At 35.6% G+C, this 19,697-nt stretch carries 24 protein-coding genes; 12 read left to right on the top strand and 12 right to left on the bottom strand.

Features of this window, described 5'->3' with window-relative positions:
- Window positions 1–72: 72 nt before the first annotated feature.
- Together coaD and ACLMCG_RS17535 are read right to left on the bottom strand one after the other, a co-directional pair.
- On the bottom strand, window positions 73–537 hold the full coding sequence (gene coaD, locus ACLMCG_RS17540) for a pantetheine-phosphate adenylyltransferase (RefSeq protein WP_047098871.1): 465 nt from the start codon (window positions 535–537) through the stop codon (window positions 73–75).
- Window positions 538–620: 83 nt separating this feature from the next.
- Complete coding sequence (locus ACLMCG_RS17535; protein ID WP_223601025.1) at window positions 621–1,604, bottom strand: D-alanine--D-alanine ligase; 984 nt, start codon at window positions 1,602–1,604, stop codon at window positions 621–623.
- 156 nt (window positions 1,605–1,760) lie between these two features.
- Between ACLMCG_RS17535 and ACLMCG_RS17530 the strand changes: the two genes are divergently transcribed.
- The 5 genes from ACLMCG_RS17530 (at window position 1,761) to murI (ending at window position 7,063) form a co-directional block, all read left to right on the top strand.
- Complete coding sequence (locus tag ACLMCG_RS17530; RefSeq protein ID WP_413960410.1) at window positions 1,761–2,846, top strand: PASTA domain-containing protein; 1,086 nt, start codon at window positions 1,761–1,763, stop codon at window positions 2,844–2,846.
- A gap of 73 nt (window positions 2,847–2,919) precedes the next feature.
- Window positions 2,920–3,993, top strand: coding sequence for an RluA family pseudouridine synthase (locus ACLMCG_RS17525; protein ID WP_413960409.1), 1,074 nt, complete (start codon window positions 2,920–2,922; stop codon window positions 3,991–3,993).
- A 51-nt stretch (window positions 3,994–4,044) separates the two neighbouring features.
- Entirely contained in the window at window positions 4,045–4,995 is a 951-nt protein-coding gene (locus tag ACLMCG_RS17520) for a PorP/SprF family type IX secretion system membrane protein (protein WP_047377725.1), read from the top strand.
- 51 nt (window positions 4,996–5,046) lie between these two features.
- Complete coding sequence (hemW, locus tag ACLMCG_RS17515) at window positions 5,047–6,171, top strand: radical SAM family heme chaperone HemW (RefSeq protein ID WP_413960408.1); 1,125 nt, start codon at window positions 5,047–5,049, stop codon at window positions 6,169–6,171.
- Between the two features lie 61 nt (window positions 6,172–6,232).
- Entirely contained in the window at window positions 6,233–7,063 is an 831-nt protein-coding gene (gene murI, locus ACLMCG_RS17510; protein WP_047423941.1) for a glutamate racemase, read from the top strand.
- A gap of 266 nt (window positions 7,064–7,329) precedes the next feature.
- Here murI and ACLMCG_RS17505 read toward each other — a convergent pair whose 3' ends face one another.
- Complete coding sequence (locus ACLMCG_RS17505; RefSeq protein ID WP_413960407.1) at window positions 7,330–7,929, bottom strand: nitroreductase family protein; 600 nt, start codon at window positions 7,927–7,929, stop codon at window positions 7,330–7,332.
- Between the two features lie 84 nt (window positions 7,930–8,013).
- On the opposite strand from ACLMCG_RS17505, the gene ACLMCG_RS17500 reads away from it, so the two are divergent.
- The gene (locus ACLMCG_RS17500; protein WP_413960406.1) at window positions 8,014–8,361 is read left to right on the top strand and encodes a winged helix-turn-helix transcriptional regulator; all 348 of its coding nucleotides are present in this window, start codon (window positions 8,014–8,016) and stop codon (window positions 8,359–8,361) included.
- Here ACLMCG_RS17500 and ACLMCG_RS17495 read toward each other — a convergent pair.
- From ACLMCG_RS17495 to ACLMCG_RS17470, 6 genes are all read right to left on the bottom strand, one after another.
- A complete protein-coding gene (locus ACLMCG_RS17495) occupies window positions 8,358–8,930 on the bottom strand; it encodes an RsmD family RNA methyltransferase (protein WP_413960405.1) in 573 nt (190 codons plus the stop codon). The two genes, ACLMCG_RS17500 and ACLMCG_RS17495, sit on opposite strands and share 4 nt — an antisense overlap.
- A gap of 80 nt (window positions 8,931–9,010) precedes the next feature.
- Window positions 9,011–9,727 carry a DUF3822 family protein gene (locus ACLMCG_RS17490; RefSeq protein WP_223601032.1) on the bottom strand — a complete coding sequence of 239 codons (717 nt, stop codon included), beginning with the start codon at window positions 9,725–9,727 and terminating at the stop codon, window positions 9,011–9,013.
- An 18-nt stretch (window positions 9,728–9,745) separates the two neighbouring features.
- A complete protein-coding gene (locus tag ACLMCG_RS17485; protein ID WP_413960404.1) occupies window positions 9,746–10,240 on the bottom strand; it encodes a Smr/MutS family protein in 495 nt (164 codons plus the stop codon).
- A 124-nt stretch (window positions 10,241–10,364) separates the two neighbouring features.
- Window positions 10,365–10,862, bottom strand: coding sequence for a metallophosphoesterase family protein (locus ACLMCG_RS17480; RefSeq protein WP_413960403.1), 498 nt, complete (start codon window positions 10,860–10,862; stop codon window positions 10,365–10,367).
- Window positions 10,862–11,311, bottom strand: a complete 450-nt coding sequence (locus ACLMCG_RS17475; RefSeq protein WP_413960402.1) for a hypothetical protein — start codon at window positions 11,309–11,311, stop codon at window positions 10,862–10,864. Before ACLMCG_RS17475 ends, ACLMCG_RS17480 begins: the two co-directional genes overlap by 1 nt.
- An 85-nt stretch (window positions 11,312–11,396) precedes the next feature.
- The gene (locus tag ACLMCG_RS17470; RefSeq protein ID WP_413960401.1) at window positions 11,397–11,861 is read right to left on the bottom strand and encodes a hypothetical protein; all 465 of its coding nucleotides are present in this window, start codon (window positions 11,859–11,861) and stop codon (window positions 11,397–11,399) included.
- Between the two features lie 98 nt (window positions 11,862–11,959).
- Here ACLMCG_RS17470 and ACLMCG_RS17465 point away from each other — a divergent pair, with 98 nt between their 5' ends.
- Window positions 11,960–13,504, top strand: coding sequence for a serine hydrolase (locus tag ACLMCG_RS17465; RefSeq protein WP_413960400.1), 1,545 nt, complete (start codon window positions 11,960–11,962; stop codon window positions 13,502–13,504).
- Between the two features lie 251 nt (window positions 13,505–13,755).
- Here the strand turns inward: ACLMCG_RS17465 and ACLMCG_RS17460 are convergent, their stop codons facing one another.
- Window positions 13,756–14,646: an archaemetzincin gene (locus tag ACLMCG_RS17460; protein ID WP_413960399.1), complete on the bottom strand. Its 891-nt coding sequence runs from the start codon at window positions 14,644–14,646 to the stop codon at window positions 13,756–13,758.
- Window positions 14,627–15,103 carry a SixA phosphatase family protein gene (locus ACLMCG_RS17455; RefSeq protein WP_413960398.1) on the bottom strand — a complete coding sequence of 159 codons (477 nt, stop codon included), beginning with the start codon at window positions 15,101–15,103 and terminating at the stop codon, window positions 14,627–14,629. The genes ACLMCG_RS17460 and ACLMCG_RS17455 overlap by 20 nt, the downstream gene beginning before the upstream one ends.
- A gap of 115 nt (window positions 15,104–15,218) precedes the next feature.
- On the opposite strand from ACLMCG_RS17455, the gene ruvX reads away from it, so the two are divergent.
- The 5 genes from ruvX (at window position 15,219) to ACLMCG_RS17430 (ending at window position 18,814) form a co-directional block, all read left to right on the top strand.
- Entirely contained in the window at window positions 15,219–15,635 is a 417-nt protein-coding gene (gene ruvX / locus ACLMCG_RS17450) for a Holliday junction resolvase RuvX (RefSeq protein WP_047423964.1), read from the top strand.
- Window positions 15,632–16,204, top strand: coding sequence for a peptide deformylase (def, locus tag ACLMCG_RS17445; RefSeq protein WP_034693378.1), 573 nt, complete (start codon window positions 15,632–15,634; stop codon window positions 16,202–16,204). The genes ruvX and def overlap by 4 nt, the downstream gene beginning before the upstream one ends.
- 75 nt (window positions 16,205–16,279) lie before the next feature.
- Window positions 16,280–16,834: a DUF5606 domain-containing protein gene (locus ACLMCG_RS17440; RefSeq protein WP_047377741.1), complete on the top strand. Its 555-nt coding sequence runs from the start codon at window positions 16,280–16,282 to the stop codon at window positions 16,832–16,834.
- 279 nt (window positions 16,835–17,113) lie between these two features.
- Complete coding sequence (gene mazG, locus ACLMCG_RS17435; protein WP_413960397.1) at window positions 17,114–17,881, top strand: nucleoside triphosphate pyrophosphohydrolase; 768 nt, start codon at window positions 17,114–17,116, stop codon at window positions 17,879–17,881.
- Between the two features lie 57 nt (window positions 17,882–17,938).
- Window positions 17,939–18,814, top strand: a complete 876-nt coding sequence (locus tag ACLMCG_RS17430; protein ID WP_413960396.1) for an SdiA-regulated domain-containing protein — start codon at window positions 17,939–17,941, stop codon at window positions 18,812–18,814.
- Between the two features lie 98 nt (window positions 18,815–18,912).
- On the opposite strand, the gene ACLMCG_RS17425 is transcribed toward ACLMCG_RS17430, so the two are convergent.
- On the bottom strand, window positions 18,913–19,635 hold the full coding sequence (locus ACLMCG_RS17425; protein WP_264519173.1) for a hypothetical protein: 723 nt from the start codon (window positions 19,633–19,635) through the stop codon (window positions 18,913–18,915).
- Window positions 19,636–19,697 lie beyond the last annotated feature (62 nt).

Below are 19,697 nucleotides of genomic sequence, written 5' to 3'. Positions count from 1 at the left end.
TGATTTTTTGCTTAAGCAAATTCTTGGCCATTGTATCAATTATCATTTATCGCTTATCAAATATTGTTTTGTCTATCTCTCGACTCTCACCGAATCAGGAACCATCAGTTCATATTCGCCGCCGTGGGTGATGATTTCCCTTACGATGCTGCTGCTGATGAAAGATTTTCCAGAAGAGGTCAGTAAGAATACGGTTTCCAGTTTTTTGTGGGCTAACGTTCTGTTGGTGTGGGCAATTGCTTTTTCAAATTCAAAATCGGCCGGATTTCTTAATCCTCTGATAATGTATTGAGCGTTTTTTTCAAAACAGTAGTCTACTGTTAAGCCTTCAAACGAATCTACTTCCACATTGGGAAATTCTGCTACGGAATTCTGGATAAATTCCATTCTTTTCTCCAAAGGGAACATGTATTTCTTCTGAGAATTCTGTCCGATAGCGATGATTAACTTATCAAATAGCGGTGCCGCTCTTTCTATAATGTCGTAATGTCCTAGTGTAATCGGGTCAAATGACCCAGGGAAAACAGCAATTTTCATGTTGTACGAGTTATGATTTTGGTTAGTGAATTATCTATTATCAATTTTGAATCAATTTCTAACAGATATTTCTAACTTCTATATTATTTATTTAAAGCTTTTTCAACCTCATTTCCACAAAGATCCATAATGGAAATTCCATAGTGTCTTGCCTGTTGTGGAAGAATACTTGCAGGAGAGAATCCCGGATTGGTATTCATTTCAAGCATATAGGGAATTCCGTCCATCAGAATGAATTCACTTCTTGAAAAGCCACTCATTCCTAGTGAATTGTACGCTCTTTTAGCGATTTCTTCCACTCTTTTTGTAGTTGCTTCATCAATTCTTGCTGGCGTAATTTCTTCAGAAGCCCCTTCATATTTTGCTTCATAATCAAAAAACTCATTGGTAGGAACAATTTCTGTAATTCCCAGAACGATGGTTTCTCCTTTAAAATCGATAACTCCCACAGAAACTTCCATTCCATCTAAGAAACTTTCAATCAGGATTTCATTATCTTCTTTGAATGCAATTTCAGTAGCGGCAATCAGTTCAGATTTTTCTTTTACTTTAGAGATTCCCAGAGAAGATCCGGATTGGTTGGGTTTTACAAATAGCGGAAGATTTAATTCTGATACAATCTCATCTACATTGATGTCTTCGCCTTTTCTTAAATAGATGCTTTTTGCGGAAGGAATCCCATATTTTGATAGTACGGCAAGAGTATCTTTCTTATTGAATGTAAGAGCGCTCTGGTAAAAATCACATCCTGTATATTTTTGACCTATTGCATCCCAGTATGCCTGAAGAATTCCGTTTTCTCCCGGAGTTCCATGGATAATATTGAAGCAGGCGTCAAATTTTAAGGTTTCTCCATTATCTAAAGTTACAGAAAAATCACCTCTGTTGATCTCGTATTTTTTATCATTTTCCCCTAAAAAATACCACTCATCTTTAAGGACTACTACTTTATATACATCATAGAGATTTCTGTCTAAAGAATCATAAATCAATTGTCCGCTTTTTAAGGAAACGACATATTCATCAGAATAGCCTCCCATTACTACGGCAACACTTTTTTTGTTCATAACCATATAGTATCAATTAAGGCAAATTTAAACATTTTATGTAATGCAATATGGGAAATCAGCAAATTTTAAGATCAAAAATGAATTGTGTTAAATAAAAAGACCATTCTAAAATTATTAGCTATATTTGCGGTTATAATTAAAGTATTTTTAAGTATGCTTAAATCACTTTTCAATTGGAAAGTTTTACTGAATTTAGTAATAGCCATCGGTGTTTTTGCAGGGTTGGTATGGCTCACATTTCGCTGGTTGGAACACCATACAAATCATGGTCAGGAAATACCTGTTCCTAATATTGTTAATAAATCTATACATGACGCTGTTAAAATTTTAGATGATACAGGACTGGAATATGAAGTAGACAGTGCCAACTATAATCCTAAGTTCAGACCATTTCAGGTTCTTCAGGTTTATCCTGCACCGGGTTCCCGTGTAAAGGACGGAAGAACAGTACACCTTACAGTAAACCCGAGAACATGGGCACCAATTGCCGTTCCGGATGTTATCAATAAATATTCAGGACTGGCATTCCAGAGACTGGATCAGGTGGGTCTTAAAATTGGAGATACTATTTATGAACCGAGTATTCAGAAGGATGCCCTTTTAAGAATTTTATATAAAGGAAATGCAGTAAATCCGGGAGCTCGTCTACCTAGATTCTCAGTAATCGATGTAGTTGTAGGATCTGGTCCTATGAGAAATATTTCGATTCCAAATGTAGTAGGGCTTACGGTAAAAGAAGCAAGAGCTGTTATTACCAAAAGTATGTTTGAAGTTGGGTTGGTAGAACATGAAGATGGAAGCAAAGACGAATCCGATATTATTTATTATCAGGATCCTGCTTCTGGAGATGTTCGTGATCAGGGAATGCAGATTGACCTTTGGGCCAGTAAGAAAACTCCGGCAGAGCTAAGAGCGAAAATAGAGCAGCTGAATTCTATCTACCGTATGAAAGTAGATACTTCACTCCCTCCGGTACGATATGAAGAAGTACAGCATAACGAACCAAGTTATAGCGCTCCTGTAGTACCTGCTCCGGTACCTAGAAGAGAAACTCCAAAGCCTGAAGTGCCAAAAACTGAGACCCCTAAGACTCAGACAACGACTTCTAAACCTGCAGCTTCAGCAACAGATAAGCCTAAAACTTCTAATGCTGCTCCTGCTACAGCTAAACCAGCTGCTTCAACAACGACACAACAACCTGCTCAAAAGCCAAAAGCTAAGAAGGTAGTCGTAGAATAAGATCAGATTAATATCAAAAATACAGGCTTCAACTGCAAAATGTTGAGGCCTTTTGTGTAAAAAATATAAAACAATGTCAGAAGATAACGAAGATTTTTTAGATGAAGAATTATTAGATTCCAACAGTATTGAAAACATCGATATTGACGAGGAAAATAAGGGATTGTATGAACATCTTAATATCACTGTTGACAGTAAACAGGAGCCATTAAGAATTGATAAGTTCCTTTTGATCTACAGACAGAATTCTTCAAGGAATAAAATTTCACAGACCTGCAGAGCCGGAAACGTTGTAGTTAACGGAACTCCGGTAAAGCAAAATTATCGTGTGAAGCCGGGAGATCAGATTTCGGTACTGCTTACCCATCCTCCAAGAGAGAATGTCATTATTCCGCAGGATATCCCTGTAAATATCATTTATGAAGATGATGACCTTGTAGTGGTAGATAAGGAAGCCGGAATGGTAGTACACCCGGGATTCGGGAACTGGGACGGTACATTGGTGAATGCATTGGCTTTCCATTTTGAAAAGAATGGAGCAAAGTCTGATCTTGACAGGGTAGGGCTTGTTCACAGGATTGATAAAGATACATCCGGCCTATTGGTGATCGCCAAAAATGAATATGCATTAAGCTTTCTGGCGAAACAATTCTTCAACAGAACAACCAAGAGGCTGTACTGGGCTTTTGTATGGGGGAACCCTCAAGAAGATGAAGGTACAATCAGAGGTCATATCGGAAGACATCCTAAAAACAGAATGCAGATGTCTGTTTATGAAGACGGCAGCCAGGGAAAACATGCAGTAACCCATTATAAAGTCTTAGAAAGATTCAAATATATGACATGGGTAGAATGTAAACTTGAGACGGGAAGAACCCATCAGATCAGGGCGCATTTCAGACATATCGGCCACACTTTGTTTAATGATGAAAGATATGAGGGACATACTCCTTTAAGAGGGGTAAATCTTCCGAAATACAAACAATTTATTAAAAATGTTTTCGAAATTTTACCAAGACATGCCCTTCATGCCCATACCCTCGGATTTATACACCCAACGACAAAAAAGGAATTATATTTTGAGAGCCCAATGCCCAAAGATATGGCGGATGCCGTAAAAAAATGGAGAAATTATTTAGAAAACTAAAAATATATTGAGAATTTTTTTATATTTGTTGAATTGAAATCAAGATTTGTTATGAGAAAACTATATGCTATCGTATGTTTAGCTCTTTTGTCAAATGCATACAAAGCACAAGAATCACTACCATACTATCAGCAATATCTTTTGGATGGTGAGTTCCTGTTCAACCCAGCTCAATACGGAAAAACAGATTACGTACAGCTCAACGCCAATTATCAACAACAATTTTCAAAGTTCAACAATTCTCCGAATGTTCAGTCAATCGGGATTAATGCGAATATCTTTGATAGAGTAGGTGCTGGTATTTCCGTGTTCAGAGACAGTAACGGACCTATCTCTGCGGGCGGTATCACGGCTGGTGCTTCATATTTTATTCCTCTAAGTAGTGAAGGAGATAGAAAAGACCAGTTCTCTTTCGGTACAAGTGTTAACTTCTATAACATGAACTTTGATTATTCTAAAATTAATACTGAAGAAGGAGGTGACCCGTTATTGAGAGGTGAAGAAAGTAACATCTTCATGGTGTATGCTAACTTCGGTTTGGCTGCTACTTATAGAGGGTTATTCGGGGGTGTTTCCGTAAATGATATCGCATTAAGTAATGATGCTTCTATCGTAAACAACTACGAGCCTTCTCCAATTAAATTCTTCTTAAACTTAGGATATAACTGGAACATTGCTGATAATATTACAATTGCACCTTCAGCATTGATTAATCTTAATACAAACTCAACGAGAATGATCGACTGGAACTTAATGGCGACTTTCTCTAACGATATCAATGCATTCTCTTTCGGGGTAAGCTACAGAACGGTTCAGAACAGATTTGATAATCAGAACCTGAGTATCTCTCCAATTGTAAAAGTGAGATTCAACAAATTCATGATCGGAGCAACTTATAACCTTGGAATATCTGATATCCAGAGCTATGGTGGAAACAGCTTCATGATTGGTCTTGGTTATAACTTTGACAACTTTATTAATGCTAGAGGATTTAGATACTAATTAATTTAATTTAAATAAATTTGAGCTCTGAAAAATTTCAGAGCTTTTTTTATGATATATATTCACATTCCGTTCTGTAAACAAAAATGCAGTTATTGTAACTTTCATTTTTCAACATCCCTGAATTTCAAGGATGAGATGCTTCGTGCAATGAAAACTGAACTGTTGCTCAGAAAAGATGAATTACAGAACAGAACTCTGAAATCCCTGTATTTTGGAGGAGGAACACCTTCTATTCTTTCTGTGGATGAAATCAATTCCTTAATTGATGAAACATTACGGTACTTCAGTTTTGAAAAAGATATTGAAATCACACTTGAAGCTAATCCGGATGACCTGGACAAAAGTTTTTTAAAGCAGCTAGCCGGAACACCAGTGAACAGACTGTCTATTGGCACCCAAAGTTTTTTTGAAGAAGATTTAAAATTAATGAACAGAGCCCACACTGCTTCCGAAGCAGAAGGTTCTATCAAACGGGCACAGGATTTTGGTTTTGAAAATCTTAGTATTGATCTGATCTATGGGGCACCAACCTCTAATCTTGAGATCTGGAAAGAAAACCTGAATAAAACAATAGCATTGGAAGTTCCTCATATTTCATCCTATGCTCTGACTGTAGAACCCAAAACAGCTTTGGAAAACTGGATTTCAAAAGGAAAAGTGAAAAGTCCGAAAGAAGAAGAACAGAACAGAGAATTCTATTACCTGTCTGACTTTTTAAAAGATAATGGCTTTGAACATTATGAAGTTTCCAATTTTGCCAAACCGGGATTCTACTCCCGCCATAATTCTTCCTATTGGAAATACCAGGAATATCTGGGAATAGGACCTTCAGCACATTCTTATAACGGCTTTGATGTCAGAAGCTGGAATGTGGCTAATAATCAGCAATACATTAAAAAGCTTAATGATAAATTGCTGGCCAAAGAAGAAGAAATTCTTTCTAAGGAAGATCAGTTCAATGAAATGATAATGATTGGCTTGCGTACCATATGGGGCGTGGATCTTATGAGCTTAAAAAATAAATTTTCGGATAGATTACTGGAACATTTTCAGACAGAAATCAAAACAAAGCTGGAAGAAGGTATTTTAATCATTGAAAATGACCATTTAAAAATTCCTGAAAAGCATTGGTTTATGGCAGACGGAATTGCTTCAGATTTGTTTATCGTATAATGTTTGCATGTATATAGATATGCCATAAAATTCACTATTTTTGTATAAAATTTCAGTTCATTTGAAAACTAAAAAACAAGATTATTCACATCTTTCACCAAGCCAGCCTATCGGAATTTTCGACAGTGGGGTGGGAGGCCTTACCGTTGCCAAAGAAATTAAAAGACTTCTTCCTCACGAAGATCTTATTTACTTTGGGGATACAAAACATCTTCCTTACGGAGAAAAGTCCAAGGAAGCCATCATTGAATATTCTACAAAGATCACCAATTTTCTGCTTGAGCAGAATTGTAAAGCGATTGTAATTGCCTGTAATACGGCAACAGCTAATGCTTTGAACGAAGTGATGCAGTCTGTTGCAGGAAAAGTTCCGGTCATAGACGTTATTAATCCTGTAGCTGAAAAAGTATCTTATGAAATCCACAATAATGTAGGAGTTATTGCGACCAAAGCTACTGTAAATTCCGGGCTCTATAAAAAGAGTATCCGAAAGCATAATAAATGGATCAAAGTGGATGAATTGGCAACGCCATTGCTGGTTCCTGCCATTGAAGAAGGATTTAAAAACCATCCGATTACCCATGCCATTATTTATAATTATTTAAGTAATAGTAAATTAAAGAATATCGAAACTCTCATTTTGGGCTGTACCCATTATCCTCTTTTAATAGATGAAATCAAGCAGTATTACGGAAACAGAGTTCGTGTCATTGACTCTCCGAATATTGTAGCCAACCATCTGAAGATTATTCTGGATAAGTACAACCTTTTAAATGATAACAATCCCAAACCGAATTATCATTTCTACCTTTCTGATCTTACCAAGAATTTTGAAAAGATCTCTAAGAAGTTCTTCGGAAAAACAATTGATTTAGAATTAAAAGTATTATAAATAAAAAGTCTGCCTCATAGTGAAGCAGACTTTTTTATTTGTTACATGTTGTCGTTACAAAATCATGTTTTTAAGGCACAAAGATTTATTTTTGATAAAGTTTTATGCTTCATTGAGTTCCCACGGATTTCACAAATCCCACAGATGATAACGCTTTTAGAATTAAGGTGTACCTAGAAATCTGTGTCCTCTGTGAAATTCGTGGGAAATAATATTCACTTTCATTTGTGTTTTTTGTGAAATAATTGGTGAAATTCGTGTTTAAATTACGCTTCCACAATTACTTTTTCAGCTTTCAGTCTCGTCTTTGGATTAAATTTCGGCTGATTCGTATCTGCTTCATCTCTTTCCCCGATTGCTACTGCAAATAAGGTCTCATATTTTTCATTATTCAGAACAGCATCATATCCTTCAGGTTCAATTCCTTCCATCGGAGTGGAATCTATTCCCATAGCTGCACAGGCAGAAAGCAGTACACCTAATGATAAGTAAACCTGATGTCCAAGCCATGATTTTATTTCAGTTTCTCCTTTAGGTTTTACCATAGTCCGATAATAATTGACAGATCCTTCTGGAAGGTTTTCTTCAATCTGCTTCTCAAAGTTTTCTATGTTTTTGATCACCTGAAAGACAATGACATGGCTGCTGTCCAAAACTTTTGCTTTATTAAAATAAGATTTGTCACCCAATTGTTTTTTCAGTTCCGGATCATTAACAAAGATAAAGTTCCATGGCTGGCTGTTGATGGATGATGGACTCAGATTCAGGATCTCTTTAAGTTCTTCAATCTGTTCTTCACTGATTTTTCCCTGTGGGTTATACTTTTTTACAGTATACCTGTTTTTCATTTTGTTTAAAAAGTTCATAATTTTATACTATCATTTTTATAGTTACAAAATTAATTTAAGTTTCCTAACTTTGCAATAACGGTAAAAAATGATAGTATAAAAATGTATACAATAGATAATAAATCTTATCCCTGCTGTACCAGCGTTACTATGAAATTTATAGGCGGTAAATGGAAAGCAGTTATTTTGCACCACCTTATTGATGGAGCTAAAAGATATAATGAATTAAGAAAATCAATTCCTACTATTACAGAAAGAACATTAAGCTTGCAGCTAAAACAGCTGGAAGAAGATGGAATCGTTAATCGAAAAGTTTTTACGGAAAAACCTCCCTTAGTGGTTGAATATGAATTGACAGACTTTGGAAGAACTTTATTGCCTGTTTTGGAAGCGATAACAAAATGGGGTAAAGAAGCACCTGTAATCTCAAAAAAAATAATCAGGAATTAAAGTTCCTGATTATCTTCTTTATTTGGTTCAAAAAAACTGAAACTCACGTTTCCGTATTTTCGGGTATCTATTAGGTTAGGATGTTCCAGCTTCATACGGCTTTGGTGTTCCACGATAAGAGCTCCGTTTTCTTTCAGATATTTATTATTTAATACCAGAGAGATCAGCTCGTAATACTTTTTCTCTTCCATTTCAAAAGGAGCATCAGAGAAAACAATCTCAAATGACTTTTTATTTCTGAATTTTTTAAGCCAGTCAAATACATCACCTCTCTGCACGTTGATCTGAAGTGCCATATCAAGCTCAGAAGCGGTAGAGTTGATAAACGCGGTATGCTTTGGATTCATTTCCACAGAAGTCACATTCTGACATCCTCTGGAAGCAAATTCAAAGGTAATAGAGCCAATTCCTGCAAAAAGATCAAGCACGGAGATCGATTGCATATCGTATTTGTTTTCCAGAATGCTGAATAAAGCCTCTTTCGCAAAATCGGTGGTAGGCCTTACATCAAAGTTTTTAGGGGCGGCAATTTTCTTAGCTTTCCATTTGCCTGATATTATTCTGAACATATTTTTCTTAGGGTTTAGAATAGATTATAGGTGGTGGGTAATTATCCGGGATTTAATCCCTATTACCTGCGGCCTTCAACCTAATTAAGTATAAAATTCTTGTTTGGAATATTGTCAAAAACGATTTTCAGATTTTTAACAAATTTCTGAAGTTCGGAAATGAATGTTTCATTTTCCGTAGTTTCTCCATAAGCATAAAAGCTGGTTTCATTGATTCCAAAGCCTATCTTGCTCAATGTAAACATAATGAAGTAAAGGAAATCTACTTCTGAGTTGACATCAAGGTTATTATAAAGGATGATTTTTTTATTGTCAATCGCAAAGAACTCACATTGATTATGATAAAGATTGATGTGAATTTCCTTGTTGGTTTTATTATTAATTGAACTTAAAAACTTTTCTCCGGAGAAATTAAAATGAACCGGTATTGCCAGCTCCTTTATTTTCTTATAATAGTTCTTCGGGAAAGTATAATAAAACTGAATATTGAATTTTTTGTTGATAGAAAGCATCAGTTCTTCCTTCTCTCTATCGGTAGGTGCATTAAAGGCGATCAGATCAAATCCTGCTTCATGCTCAGAAAAACCTTCAGGCATCAGGGTAAAATGATTAAATGCTGAAATCACCTGGATCTCATCATAGCGCTGCTTAATAAGAACTTCATCCAGCTTTTGCTCAATAAGATTGGCCGGGGTTTCTTCAGTAACGAAATAAGATTTTTCCTCCAGAATGTTTTTGTTCTTAACAATCTGGTAGATCAATCCGTCTTTGGTAAAAAGTAAATTAAGTACGTTCATATTTCAATTGCTGCAAATTTAGTGAAATTCTACCATTACCGCACCCGATTGATGGTGAAGTATTTCCTTATTATAAAAATCAATATTAACCTGGCTTTCCAATACATCCCGAACCATCCTCTGCAGAGTACCATCACCAATACCATGAACAATTTCCAGTCTTTTCAGATTATTTTTCCTGCAAAACTCAATCACTTCAATGAGTTTCTCCTTTTGAATAAATAATCTTTCAAAGCTGTCATAGTCATTGGGATTCTTCACCAAATTATGAAAATGCAGGTCTAAAACCAAATGATTTTTCTGATGTTTCTTAGAAATAATCTTTTTAGGCTCCGCTTTCCTTACCACTCTGATATTTTCATAAAGATCCGAATCCTTAGGAACCAGTTTTTCTTTTGCATATTGGTGAGTAAAGCCATATTCATCTTTAAAAACGACAATATTTCCCTTTACGGAAGTTACTACTCCGCTTAAATCTTCATCTACTACCGAAACCTTATCGCCGATTTTCATATTTTTTAGACTTGTCTGAACCCATTATTGGTGCAAAGGTAGAAAGTAAAACGTATTGAAGGCAAACTCCTTTACTCCCAAACTCTAAAACCCTCCAACACTCAAATCCTCATGCTCTCACTCATCAAACTCTTGGTCCCAGTTCAATTACCTCCAGATCTTTAATTTCCTCACCATCTACCACAAAGCGCATCATTGTTCTTACTTTGTGCCAGCCCTGTCTTCCACAGGCACCGGGATTGAGATGCAGCAGATTATTTTTCTCGTCATACATTGCTTTCAAAATATGAGAGTGTCCTGAAATAAACAATTTCGGAGCTTTTTCTGTAATTTCTTTTTTAGCGAGTGGAGTATATTTTCCGGGATAGCCTCCAATGTGAATCATCAAAACCTCCAGCTTTTCACAAAAGAAACGGTTGACTTCCGGAAACTCAGCCTGGATTTTAGCATCATCAATGTTTCCATATACTCCTTTCAGAGGTTTTATCTTTTCCAGTTGTTCAATGACGTCAAGATTTCCAAAATCTCCACAATGCCATACTTCGTCAGCCTGAGAAGCATATTCCAGGATCCGGTCATCAATATAAGAATGAGAGTCGGAAAGGAGAAGAATCTTTGTCATTATCTAAGGGTTCTTTCTGTAATATTTTCGTGGTATTTATCTTTGAATATCACTACACGGTCAGGATTCAGTTCTCCGTCATGATTGATTACTCTTTCTTTTAATAACCACTTTACCAGTTTTTCCATTCCTTTTTTAGAATTCATGAAATTGGCAATTTTGGCTATATCGGTTGATTCTACTTTTGTTTTTTCAGGCAGAAAATTCAGGATAAAATAATCATCACTTACATAGCTTGGAGTTTCATTGTCCATATATCGGTAAAGAAGAATTTCCTCATCATCCTTCATAGAGAAAAATGAATACTGGGCTACATTGATTTTTTCAGTCTTCAGGATTTGCTTTCCATCCAATAAAACTTTATCGTCTTTGATGGTAACGTTCTGGGAAAAATATAAATTACAGCTTATCATCAGTAAGAAGAAGGCCAATAATCTGTTTACTGCCATTTTTGATTTTTTTTGAGATTGCAAATATAAGAAGCTTTAATCAACTTATCAGATCGGTTTACTTTCAGAGAATAATTTAAGAATATCAGTCTGTAATATTTTTTGTTTTCCTGATAGAATCCAGCTTCTTTTCTATATCAGCACTGAAAACTTTTTTTAGTTTCAGTTGATTCTCTGTAAGCTTTGAAATAACAAAAGTACCGGTCATATTCGTATTGGAAGGAAATATTAAAGTCACTGTAGAATCTGAAGCTTTTTTCCAGTTCCCGATATAGCGGTCTGGTTTTTCACTTTTAGTAACCGGTTCTTCCAAAGTATCATATCTTAATGTAGATTTAATCAGGTTTCCTGTGATTTTCCCATTTTTCTGAAATCTGATTCCTTCTCTTCTTGCCTCAAAACCATCCTTCTTTTCGTAGGTATAAATATAAGTATCCATTTTACTGAGATTCCAGGTTTGTAAAAGTAAAGGATTGGCAGTTCTGTCCTGGGCTTTGATACCACTGGCAGCGAAAAGAGAGAAAATACAGATACAAATAGGCTTTTTCATGAATACAACGGGTTTATCAGTAAAATAAATAAACTTTTAATCATGCTAAAATTAGCATCACTTAATATTTAGTAAATTTGGGAAAATTAAAATAAACAATGAAACAGAAACTTTCTTTTTTCATTTTTCTTTTGACCGTAGGATTAGCCAATGCACAGGTTGAAGAAAAAAAGCTGGATGAACTGATCCAAAATACTCTGAAAACTTTTGATGTACCGGGAATGTCCGTAGGAATTGTAAAAGATGGGAAAATGATTTATTCCAAAGGTTTTGGAGTACGTTCTCTTACAACCAAGCAGCCTATGGATGATAATACATTGGTGGGGATTGCTTCCAACTCTAAAGGTTTCACATGTACAGCGTTAGCAATTTTAGCAGATGAAGGAAAACTGAACTGGGATGATAAAGTTTCAAAATATATTCCTGAGTTTCAAATGTACGATCCGTATGTTTCACAAAATGTAACAATAAAAGATCTTATCACTCACAGAGCCGGATTAGGACTTGGACAGGGAGATCTTATGTTTTTTCCGGAAGGGGGTAACTTAACGGTGAATGACATTGTTCATAATGTGAGATATCTGAAACCTGAAAATCCTTTCAGAACAAAATTAGATTACAATAACATCATGTTTATTGTTGCCGGGGAAGTGATTCACAGAGTTTCCGGATTAAGCTGGGCAGACTTTATTGAACAGAGAATCATGAAGCCTGTAGGAATGACTTCTAGCTTTGGAAGCTATAACAGAGCAAAAGCAACGGCTAACAAAATTGATGCACATGCTCCTGTAGACGGAAAAGCAATTGCTGTTCCTCACGACTGGAACGAAACAGCCAATGCTGCAGGGGGAATTATGAGTAACATCAAAGACATGACAATATGGGCGGAATGTCTGCTAAATAATTTCACCACTAAAGACGGGAAAAAATTAGTTTCAGATAAAAATGTTCAACAGCTTTGGAATCTTCAGATCCCAGACAGAGTAGCGGCAAAGAATCCATATGATACAAGCTTCTACGGATATGGTTTAGGCTGGTTCCTGAGCGATGTTAAAGGACATAAGCAGGTGCAGCATACAGGCGGATTAATTGGAACGGTTACTCAGTTTACTTTAATTCCGGATATGAAGCTGGGAATTGTCGTATTGACCAACCAACAGTCTGGAGCTGCTTTCAATACCATTACCAATACGGTGAAGGATTCTTATCTTGGCGTAGCAGACAGAAACTGGCTGAAAACATATGGCGACAGAATGTCTAAAATGGAAGCAGATTTTAATAAACAAAAGAAAGATGCTTTTGCAAAATCTGAAGCATTTAAAAAAGAAAAATCTCTTCAGCCAAAAGCAGAACAGTTTACAGGAACATATAATGATGCATGGTTTGGTGATGTAGAAATTTCTCAGCAGGGAAATACTTACAGAATTTCATGCAAAAACTCTCCAAGATTAAAAGGGGAATTACTTCCTTATTCCAATAGTTCTTTCATTATCAAATGGGATGACAGAAGCTATGACGCGGATGCCTATATTATTTTCAGCTATGACGAAAACGGAAAGGCAGAATCTGCAAAATTGAAGGCGATTTCCGATGTAACAGATTTCAGTTTTGATTTTGATGATCTGGATTTGAAGAAGAAATAAAAAGTGAAGCGTAAAAATATTCTTTGAAGAACGGGCATTGGTCCGTTCTTTTTTGTTTCTATGAAAAAATTACTTCCTCGTAGAATTACAAATAATGACTTTTGATATTCAATAGGAACGGGCTTTAGCCCGTTTTTTTTATTTTTACAACGATAATGGCTTTAGCCGAAACTTAACCACCCCGTCAAAAAATAAATTTTTTGCCACCCCTCCGGAGGAGGGGAATGTGTAGTCGGTAAAAGAAATATTGTTTATTGCAGCTGGTTTAGGTCTTGTTCTGCTAAAGAGAGCTCTGTATTGAGATGCTGTTTTTCAAAGAAATTTTTTAATTCAAGAAGTCTTTTCTTATTATTATAATGTATACTGGCATTCAGCTTTCTCTGGCATAGTGAACATGCTCTTGCGAGGTGATAATCTGTTTCTGAAAGTGAATTGGTTCCATTCATCACGCAGTTGGCATTCAGACAATGGCTGATTCCGAACATATGTCCGATCTCGTGAGAACTGATCTTTATTAATCTCAGAAAGCTCTCATTGAAATTGGAATCCGTTAAATGACCATTGGCAAATCTGTATATAGATGTTACCCCTACACCTTCTTCATAAGAAGCCAATCCGAAAATGTAGTTCCATTCTGGTTGAGGGAAAAGATCTTTTTCTGTAATTCCCATCAATACTACAGCATCTTTAGGCTTTCTTTTGATCAGAATGCTGTCCAGAACATAACTTGCCAGAATTTGCTCCTGTCCTTCCTTTGAAATTCTTTTGATTTTTTCAGGAAAGATTGTGTTGGGTAAAGCGGGAAGAACCTTTGTTTCCAGCTGGAAATATATTTTTAAATATTCTTTGGTGAGTACTATTTGTCTTTTCTGAAGTTCATCAAATTTTCCGATCGGCTGGAGGTAAATAATGTTTTTTCCGGTTTTGGGCTTTATCTTTTTTGATTGCTGAAAATCTTCAAACTGCTGAAATTTTTCATCATGATTGTACCGCCAGCTTCCGTGCTTGGGGGAAGAAAGCTTTATATCATTCAGCGCAATCGATTCAAAATAGGTTTTCTTCTGTTTCTGACATGAAAAAAGAAGGATGAATAGGGCTGCATAAGAAAAGAGAAAAGTAATGTTATATTTTCCCCGGTTCATAAAAGAATAGTAATTTCTTTTTAGCACCATCAAATTCGGACCATGATTCACAGTCTACTTCAAAACCCGCGACTCCGCATGTGGGAAAATGAAAAATATCTTCAGAAATAGAATTGGCAAAATTGGAAATTCCATTATTATGAGAGAAAAAAGCAACCGAATTCAAGTTGTCATCCAGGTTATAAATTACAGATTCAAAGCTTCTTTCCGAAGGATTATATAATTTTTCATCTGTAGCACAGTTAAGCTGATACGCCTGATTAAAAATTTTACACGTATTCAGTGCACGCACCGCAGGGCTTGATACAAAGTGATCGATGGAAATATTATTACTTTTAAGGAATCTGGACATGTGCATAGCGTCTGTCAAACCCTTGTCTGCCAATGGTCTGTCAAAGTCCTCCGTTTCCTCCGGCCAGTCGCTTTTTGCATGTCTTACGAGGATGAGTTTCTTCATATAATTGTTTTTTGGAAGATTAAAATTATAAAAAAAATAATGGAATAAAACATGATTTATATAAAAAAACTGCGTTATGAATAAAATCAGTAAATTTTACTAAATTTGCAGACTTATGGGACAAATCCTTGCAATAGACTACGGAAAGGCTCGTTGTGGTATCGCTGCAACAGATGATATGCAGATTATAGCCAGTGGGCTGGAGACTGTGGAGAACCGTTTTTTACTGGAATTTTTGAAAAAATATTTCAATGAAAATAAAGTAGATGAGGTAGTAATTGGGCTTCCCATAGATTTGAAGGGAAATGTTTCGGAAGTGGAAACCGATATTTTAAAATTCATTGAAGAATTTAAAAAAGAATTTTCGGATATTGCGGTTCATCGTTTTGATGAAAGATTTACTTCCAAAATGGCTTCATTTTTTATTTCCCAAAGTGGAAAAAACAAAAAAAAGAGGCAGGAGAAAGGATTAATAGATAAAGTAAGTGCAACCATCATATTGCAGAATTTTTTAGAACAAAGATTAAGATGATATTACCGATAAGAGCTTTTGGGGATCCTGTTTTGAGAAAAGTGGGAAAAGATATAGACAAAGATTATCCCGAATTACAGGAACTGATAGATAATATGTTCGAAACCATGTACAGCGCTAATGGCATAGGTCTTGCTGCGCCACAGATTGGTTTGGATATCCGTCTGTTTGTAATAGATGTGACACCTCTTGCAGAAGATGAGGATTATGAAGATATTAAGGATGAGTTGGCAGAGTTTAAAAAAGTTTTCATCAATGCTCAGATTCTTGAGGAATCAGGTGAAGAATGGAAGTTCAATGAAGGCTGTCTTTCTATTCCGGATGTAAGAGAAGATGTAAAAAGAAAAGGAACAATCGTTATTGAATATTATGACGAAAATTTTGTGAAACATACAGAAACTTTTTCCGATATTAGAGCCCGCGTAATTCAGCATGAATATGACCACATTGAAGGGGTACTGTTTACTGACCACCTGAGTGCTCTGAAAAAGAAACTGGTAAAAGGTAAGCTGACAAAAATCTCTCAGGGTGACGTAAACATTGGTTACAAAATGAGATTTCCAAAATAAATTAAACAAGGATAAAAGAAATAATATAAAGCAAAAAGCTTAAGGCTGATTGCAGAATTTACAAAAAATAAAATTATGCTGTTAGAAAAAATAATTTCAATTTCTGGAAAACCAGGACTTTACAAATTAGTTTCTCAATTAAGAAACGGATTCATCATTGAAGATGTTACCAGTAAGAAAAAAGTAAGTATTGGAAACTCAAGCCAGGTAAGTTTGTTGGATAATATTGCCATGTTTACATTTGAAAAAGAAGTTCCTTTGTTTGAAGTATTTGAAAATATTGCTAAAAACAACGACTATAAGGAAACTATTTCTCACAAATCTTCTGATGCAGATCTGAAAGATTTTATGTTGGCATCTCTTCCTAACTATGATACAGAAAGAGTATATTCTTCTGATATCAAGAAATTGGCTCAGTGGTACAATGTTCTTCACAAAGCAGGATATATTACTCCTGAAAGTTTTGTAAAGGCAGAACCTGAAACTTTGGATGGAGAGCCTGCAGAGGAACTAAACATTGAAAAAGAAGCTAAAAAAGCTCCAAAAGCAGAGAAACCAGCTGCTCCAAAAGTAAAAGCTACTTCAGCTGCAAAATCAGCTCCGAAAAGTACGCACAGAAAACAAGGATAATTCAGTTCTGAATTAAAAATACAAAGCCTTGTCGGGAATTTCCTGACAAGGCTTTTGGTTTTAGCAGGTGGCAGATGATAGGTAGCAGGGATTAGGGAAATTTTCTGCTGAGTTCAAATTTCGTCTTTATCTTTAAACATTAAACATTAAACATTAAACGCGAATCCCGTATCCCATACCTCGCACCCAAATCTATAAACTCTCAACTTTCAACGCTAACCTCTACCATAGACCCAAAATATCCCTTACATTTGTATAAGATTGAATTTCCCAATACTTATGAATACGAAACAGGAGAAACTGGAAGCCTTTGGAAAATTACTGGATATCATGGATGATCTTCGTGAAAAATGTCCGTGGGACCAGAAACAGACTTTAGAGTCGCTTCGCCATCTTACCCTTGAAGAAACTTATGAGCTTTCCGATGCTATTTTACAGAATGATCTGCAGGAGATAAAAAAAGAACTGGGTGATGTTTTACTTCACTTGGTTTTTTATGCTAAAATTGGTTCGGAAAAAGAAAGTTTTGATATCGCAGATGTGATCAATTCCCTTAATGAAAAGCTGATCTTCCGCCATCCTCATATCTATGGAGATGTTGAGGTGAAAGATGAAGAAGAGGTGAAGCAAAACTGGGAAAAATTAAAATTAAAGGAAGGAAATAAATCCATTTTAGGAGGCGTTCCGAAAAGCTTGCCGAGTCTGGTAAAAGCCTATAGAATACAGGATAAGGTAAAAGGAATCGGTTTTGAATTTCATGATGCCGAAGATGCCTGGAAAAAAGTAGATGAAGAGATTCAGGAGTTTCATGCTGAAACCGATCTTGATAAGAAAGAACAGGAACTGGGTGATGTGTTTTTCTCTTTGATTAATTATGCAAGAATTTCAGGTATTAATCCGGATTCGGCTTTAGAAAGAACTAATCTTAAGTTTATTTCAAGATTCCAAAAAATGGAAGGACTTGCTGAGGAACAGGATTTAAAATTGGCAGATATGTCTCTGGAAGAAATGGATGTTCTTTGGGAAAAGGCAAAAAAACTTTCATAGCTCTTTATTGGAACAATTAATGCTTCTTACATTCAATTAAAAAAATAAAAAATAAATATGTTACGTTTTCTTATTTTACCTGCTTTGCTTTTATTGAGCTGCAATCCAAAAGCTCAGAATTCTTCGTCTAATGAGGATGAATTGAAAGTCCAGTTTTCCCTGCCTAAAAAGTTGAAGGAAGTTTCCGGAATTACTTTGTCAAAAGATAAGAAAACAATCTGGGTAATAGAAGACAGAGGGAATAAAAATGCAATATATGGTTTGAGTGATAAAGGTGATATGCTGGCAAAAATACCGGTAGAAAATGTTGAAAATACTGATTGGGAAGATATCATATCAGATTCTCAGGGGAATATTTATATTGGAGATTTTGGTAATAATGATAATAACCGTACCGATCTTGCGATTTTAAAAACTGATCTTACCAGCAGTACGCAGACAACAACAAAAGTTGTTCAGACTACAAAATTCCATTATCAGGGTCAAACGGAATTTCCACCAAAAAAATCAAACCTGTTGTACGATTGTGAAGCTTTTGTAGAAATGGATGGAAATTTTTATTTATTCACGAAAAACAGAAGCAAAGGTTTTGACGGGACTTTCCTGGTATTTCAGGTGCCTAATAAAGAGGGTGATTTTGAAGCCAAGCTAATAGGAACATTGAAACTTCAGGGTGGTTATAATGATGCTGCTATTACTTCAGCTACCATCAACAGTACGAAAGATAAAATTGTATTGCTGACGCATAAAAATGTTCATGTTCTTACAGGTTTTACTGCCAACGATTTCAGTTCTGCTAAAATTCAGAAAATTTCATTGAATCATAACTCGCAGAAGGAAGCTATTGTTTTTCTTAATGATAAAACACTAATGATTGCAGATGAGAAAGGGAAGGATGAAGGTGGAAATGTGTATACTTTTTCGTTAAACTAAACTTTTATCCAATACATAAATGATAAATAAACCCCTACAGAGAAATCTGTGGGGGTTTTGAATATATGAATGTATTGAAGTGATTGACGTTTTATAGGCTACGGAGTAAGATATGAGATATGAATATTACCACTTGACAACCGGAAATCCTGAGTATATCGGCAACGTATCCTGAAGGTTTCTCCCGTATTAAAAAAATTAATAGATGAAAGATTATGATTCAATCCTGTAGTACGTTCTCCATGTCCGGTGGATATTCCTGCAAGTGTTGTAAGGGTAGGCGATACTTTCTGGATATAAGAATTGGCTGTTCCTGCAGTTTGTCCTGACGGATTTAAATTAAGGTCATAGGTTGCATAAGGAACAATATTATAGAACCCAGGTTTTACTACTGTAAAAAGTCCTGTTGTTGAATTATAGGTTAGATAAGCTGTATCAATCTTATTACTCACATTAAAAACATAGGTTTGTGAATAACTTTCATGAGTGTTGACCGGAGTAGAGTGTGTTCCTGTATAGCTGCCACTGGATGGGCTGATATCAGTTTTATTTCCCACATACACTACTTTTAAGAAGTTTTCAGATTCAATTGTTTTCCAAACCGGAGTATTTCCGGCTCCGTTTGACATGAGGACTTCACCTTTGTTTCCTGAATTTCCCTTTGTTCTGTCATCGCCACCTACATTCAGGTCTTTAACAACCTGTAGAGAACCGTTGACGTGTAATGTATGTTGTGGCGTTGGTGTTTTAATACCTACCTGTGCATTTATATGAATAAACATAACAAATAATGCCATATACAATAGCTTTTTTTTCATCATCTGTTGATTTTTTGTTGCAACAAATATAAAATGTTTTTAAAATGTCCTTTTTTTAAAGAATT

Origin of the sequence: Chryseobacterium sp. S90 (assembly GCF_047444895.1) — a bacterium.
Lineage (GTDB): Bacteria > Bacteroidota > Bacteroidia > Flavobacteriales > Weeksellaceae > Chryseobacterium.
Note: the sequence above shows the minus strand (reverse complement) of the source record. Positions and strands in the feature narration are given on the sequence as shown.

Coding starts and splice junctions, on each gene's coding strand:
- coaD (WP_047098871.1), bottom strand. CDS start 537: ATGAAAATTGCTGTTTTCCCTGGGTCATTTGACCCGATTACACTAGGA.
- ACLMCG_RS17535 (WP_223601025.1), bottom strand. CDS start 1,604: ATGAACAAAAAAAGTGTTGCCGTAGTAATGGGAGGCTATTCTGATGAA.
- ACLMCG_RS17530 (WP_413960410.1), top strand. CDS start 1,761: ATGCTTAAATCACTTTTCAATTGGAAAGTTTTACTGAATTTAGTAATA.
- ACLMCG_RS17525 (WP_413960409.1), top strand. CDS start 2,920: ATGTCAGAAGATAACGAAGATTTTTTAGATGAAGAATTATTAGATTCC.
- ACLMCG_RS17520 (WP_047377725.1), top strand. CDS start 4,045: ATGAGAAAACTATATGCTATCGTATGTTTAGCTCTTTTGTCAAATGCA.
- hemW (WP_413960408.1), top strand. CDS start 5,047: ATGATATATATTCACATTCCGTTCTGTAAACAAAAATGCAGTTATTGT.
- ACLMCG_RS17505 (WP_413960407.1), bottom strand. CDS start 7,929: ATGAACTTTTTAAACAAAATGAAAAACAGGTATACTGTAAAAAAGTAT.
- ACLMCG_RS17500 (WP_413960406.1), top strand. CDS start 8,014: ATGTATACAATAGATAATAAATCTTATCCCTGCTGTACCAGCGTTACT.
- ACLMCG_RS17495 (WP_413960405.1), bottom strand. CDS start 8,930: ATGTTCAGAATAATATCAGGCAAATGGAAAGCTAAGAAAATTGCCGCC.
- ACLMCG_RS17490 (WP_223601032.1), bottom strand. CDS start 9,727: ATGAACGTACTTAATTTACTTTTTACCAAAGACGGATTGATCTACCAG.
- ACLMCG_RS17485 (WP_413960404.1), bottom strand. CDS start 10,240: ATGAAAATCGGCGATAAGGTTTCGGTAGTAGATGAAGATTTAAGCGGA.
- ACLMCG_RS17480 (WP_413960403.1), bottom strand. CDS start 10,862: ATGACAAAGATTCTTCTCCTTTCCGACTCTCATTCTTATATTGATGAC.
- ACLMCG_RS17475 (WP_413960402.1), bottom strand. CDS start 11,311: ATGGCAGTAAACAGATTATTGGCCTTCTTCTTACTGATGATAAGCTGT.
- ACLMCG_RS17470 (WP_413960401.1), bottom strand. CDS start 11,861: ATGAAAAAGCCTATTTGTATCTGTATTTTCTCTCTTTTCGCTGCCAGT.
- ACLMCG_RS17465 (WP_413960400.1), top strand. CDS start 11,960: ATGAAACAGAAACTTTCTTTTTTCATTTTTCTTTTGACCGTAGGATTA.
- ACLMCG_RS17460 (WP_413960399.1), bottom strand. CDS start 14,646: ATGAACCGGGGAAAATATAACATTACTTTTCTCTTTTCTTATGCAGCC.
- ACLMCG_RS17455 (WP_413960398.1), bottom strand. CDS start 15,103: ATGAAGAAACTCATCCTCGTAAGACATGCAAAAAGCGACTGGCCGGAG.
- ruvX (WP_047423964.1), top strand. CDS start 15,219: ATGGGACAAATCCTTGCAATAGACTACGGAAAGGCTCGTTGTGGTATC.
- def (WP_034693378.1), top strand. CDS start 15,632: ATGATATTACCGATAAGAGCTTTTGGGGATCCTGTTTTGAGAAAAGTG.
- ACLMCG_RS17440 (WP_047377741.1), top strand. CDS start 16,280: ATGCTGTTAGAAAAAATAATTTCAATTTCTGGAAAACCAGGACTTTAC.
- mazG (WP_413960397.1), top strand. CDS start 17,114: ATGAATACGAAACAGGAGAAACTGGAAGCCTTTGGAAAATTACTGGAT.
- ACLMCG_RS17430 (WP_413960396.1), top strand. CDS start 17,939: ATGTTACGTTTTCTTATTTTACCTGCTTTGCTTTTATTGAGCTGCAAT.
- ACLMCG_RS17425 (WP_264519173.1), bottom strand. CDS start 19,635: ATGATGAAAAAAAAGCTATTGTATATGGCATTATTTGTTATGTTTATT.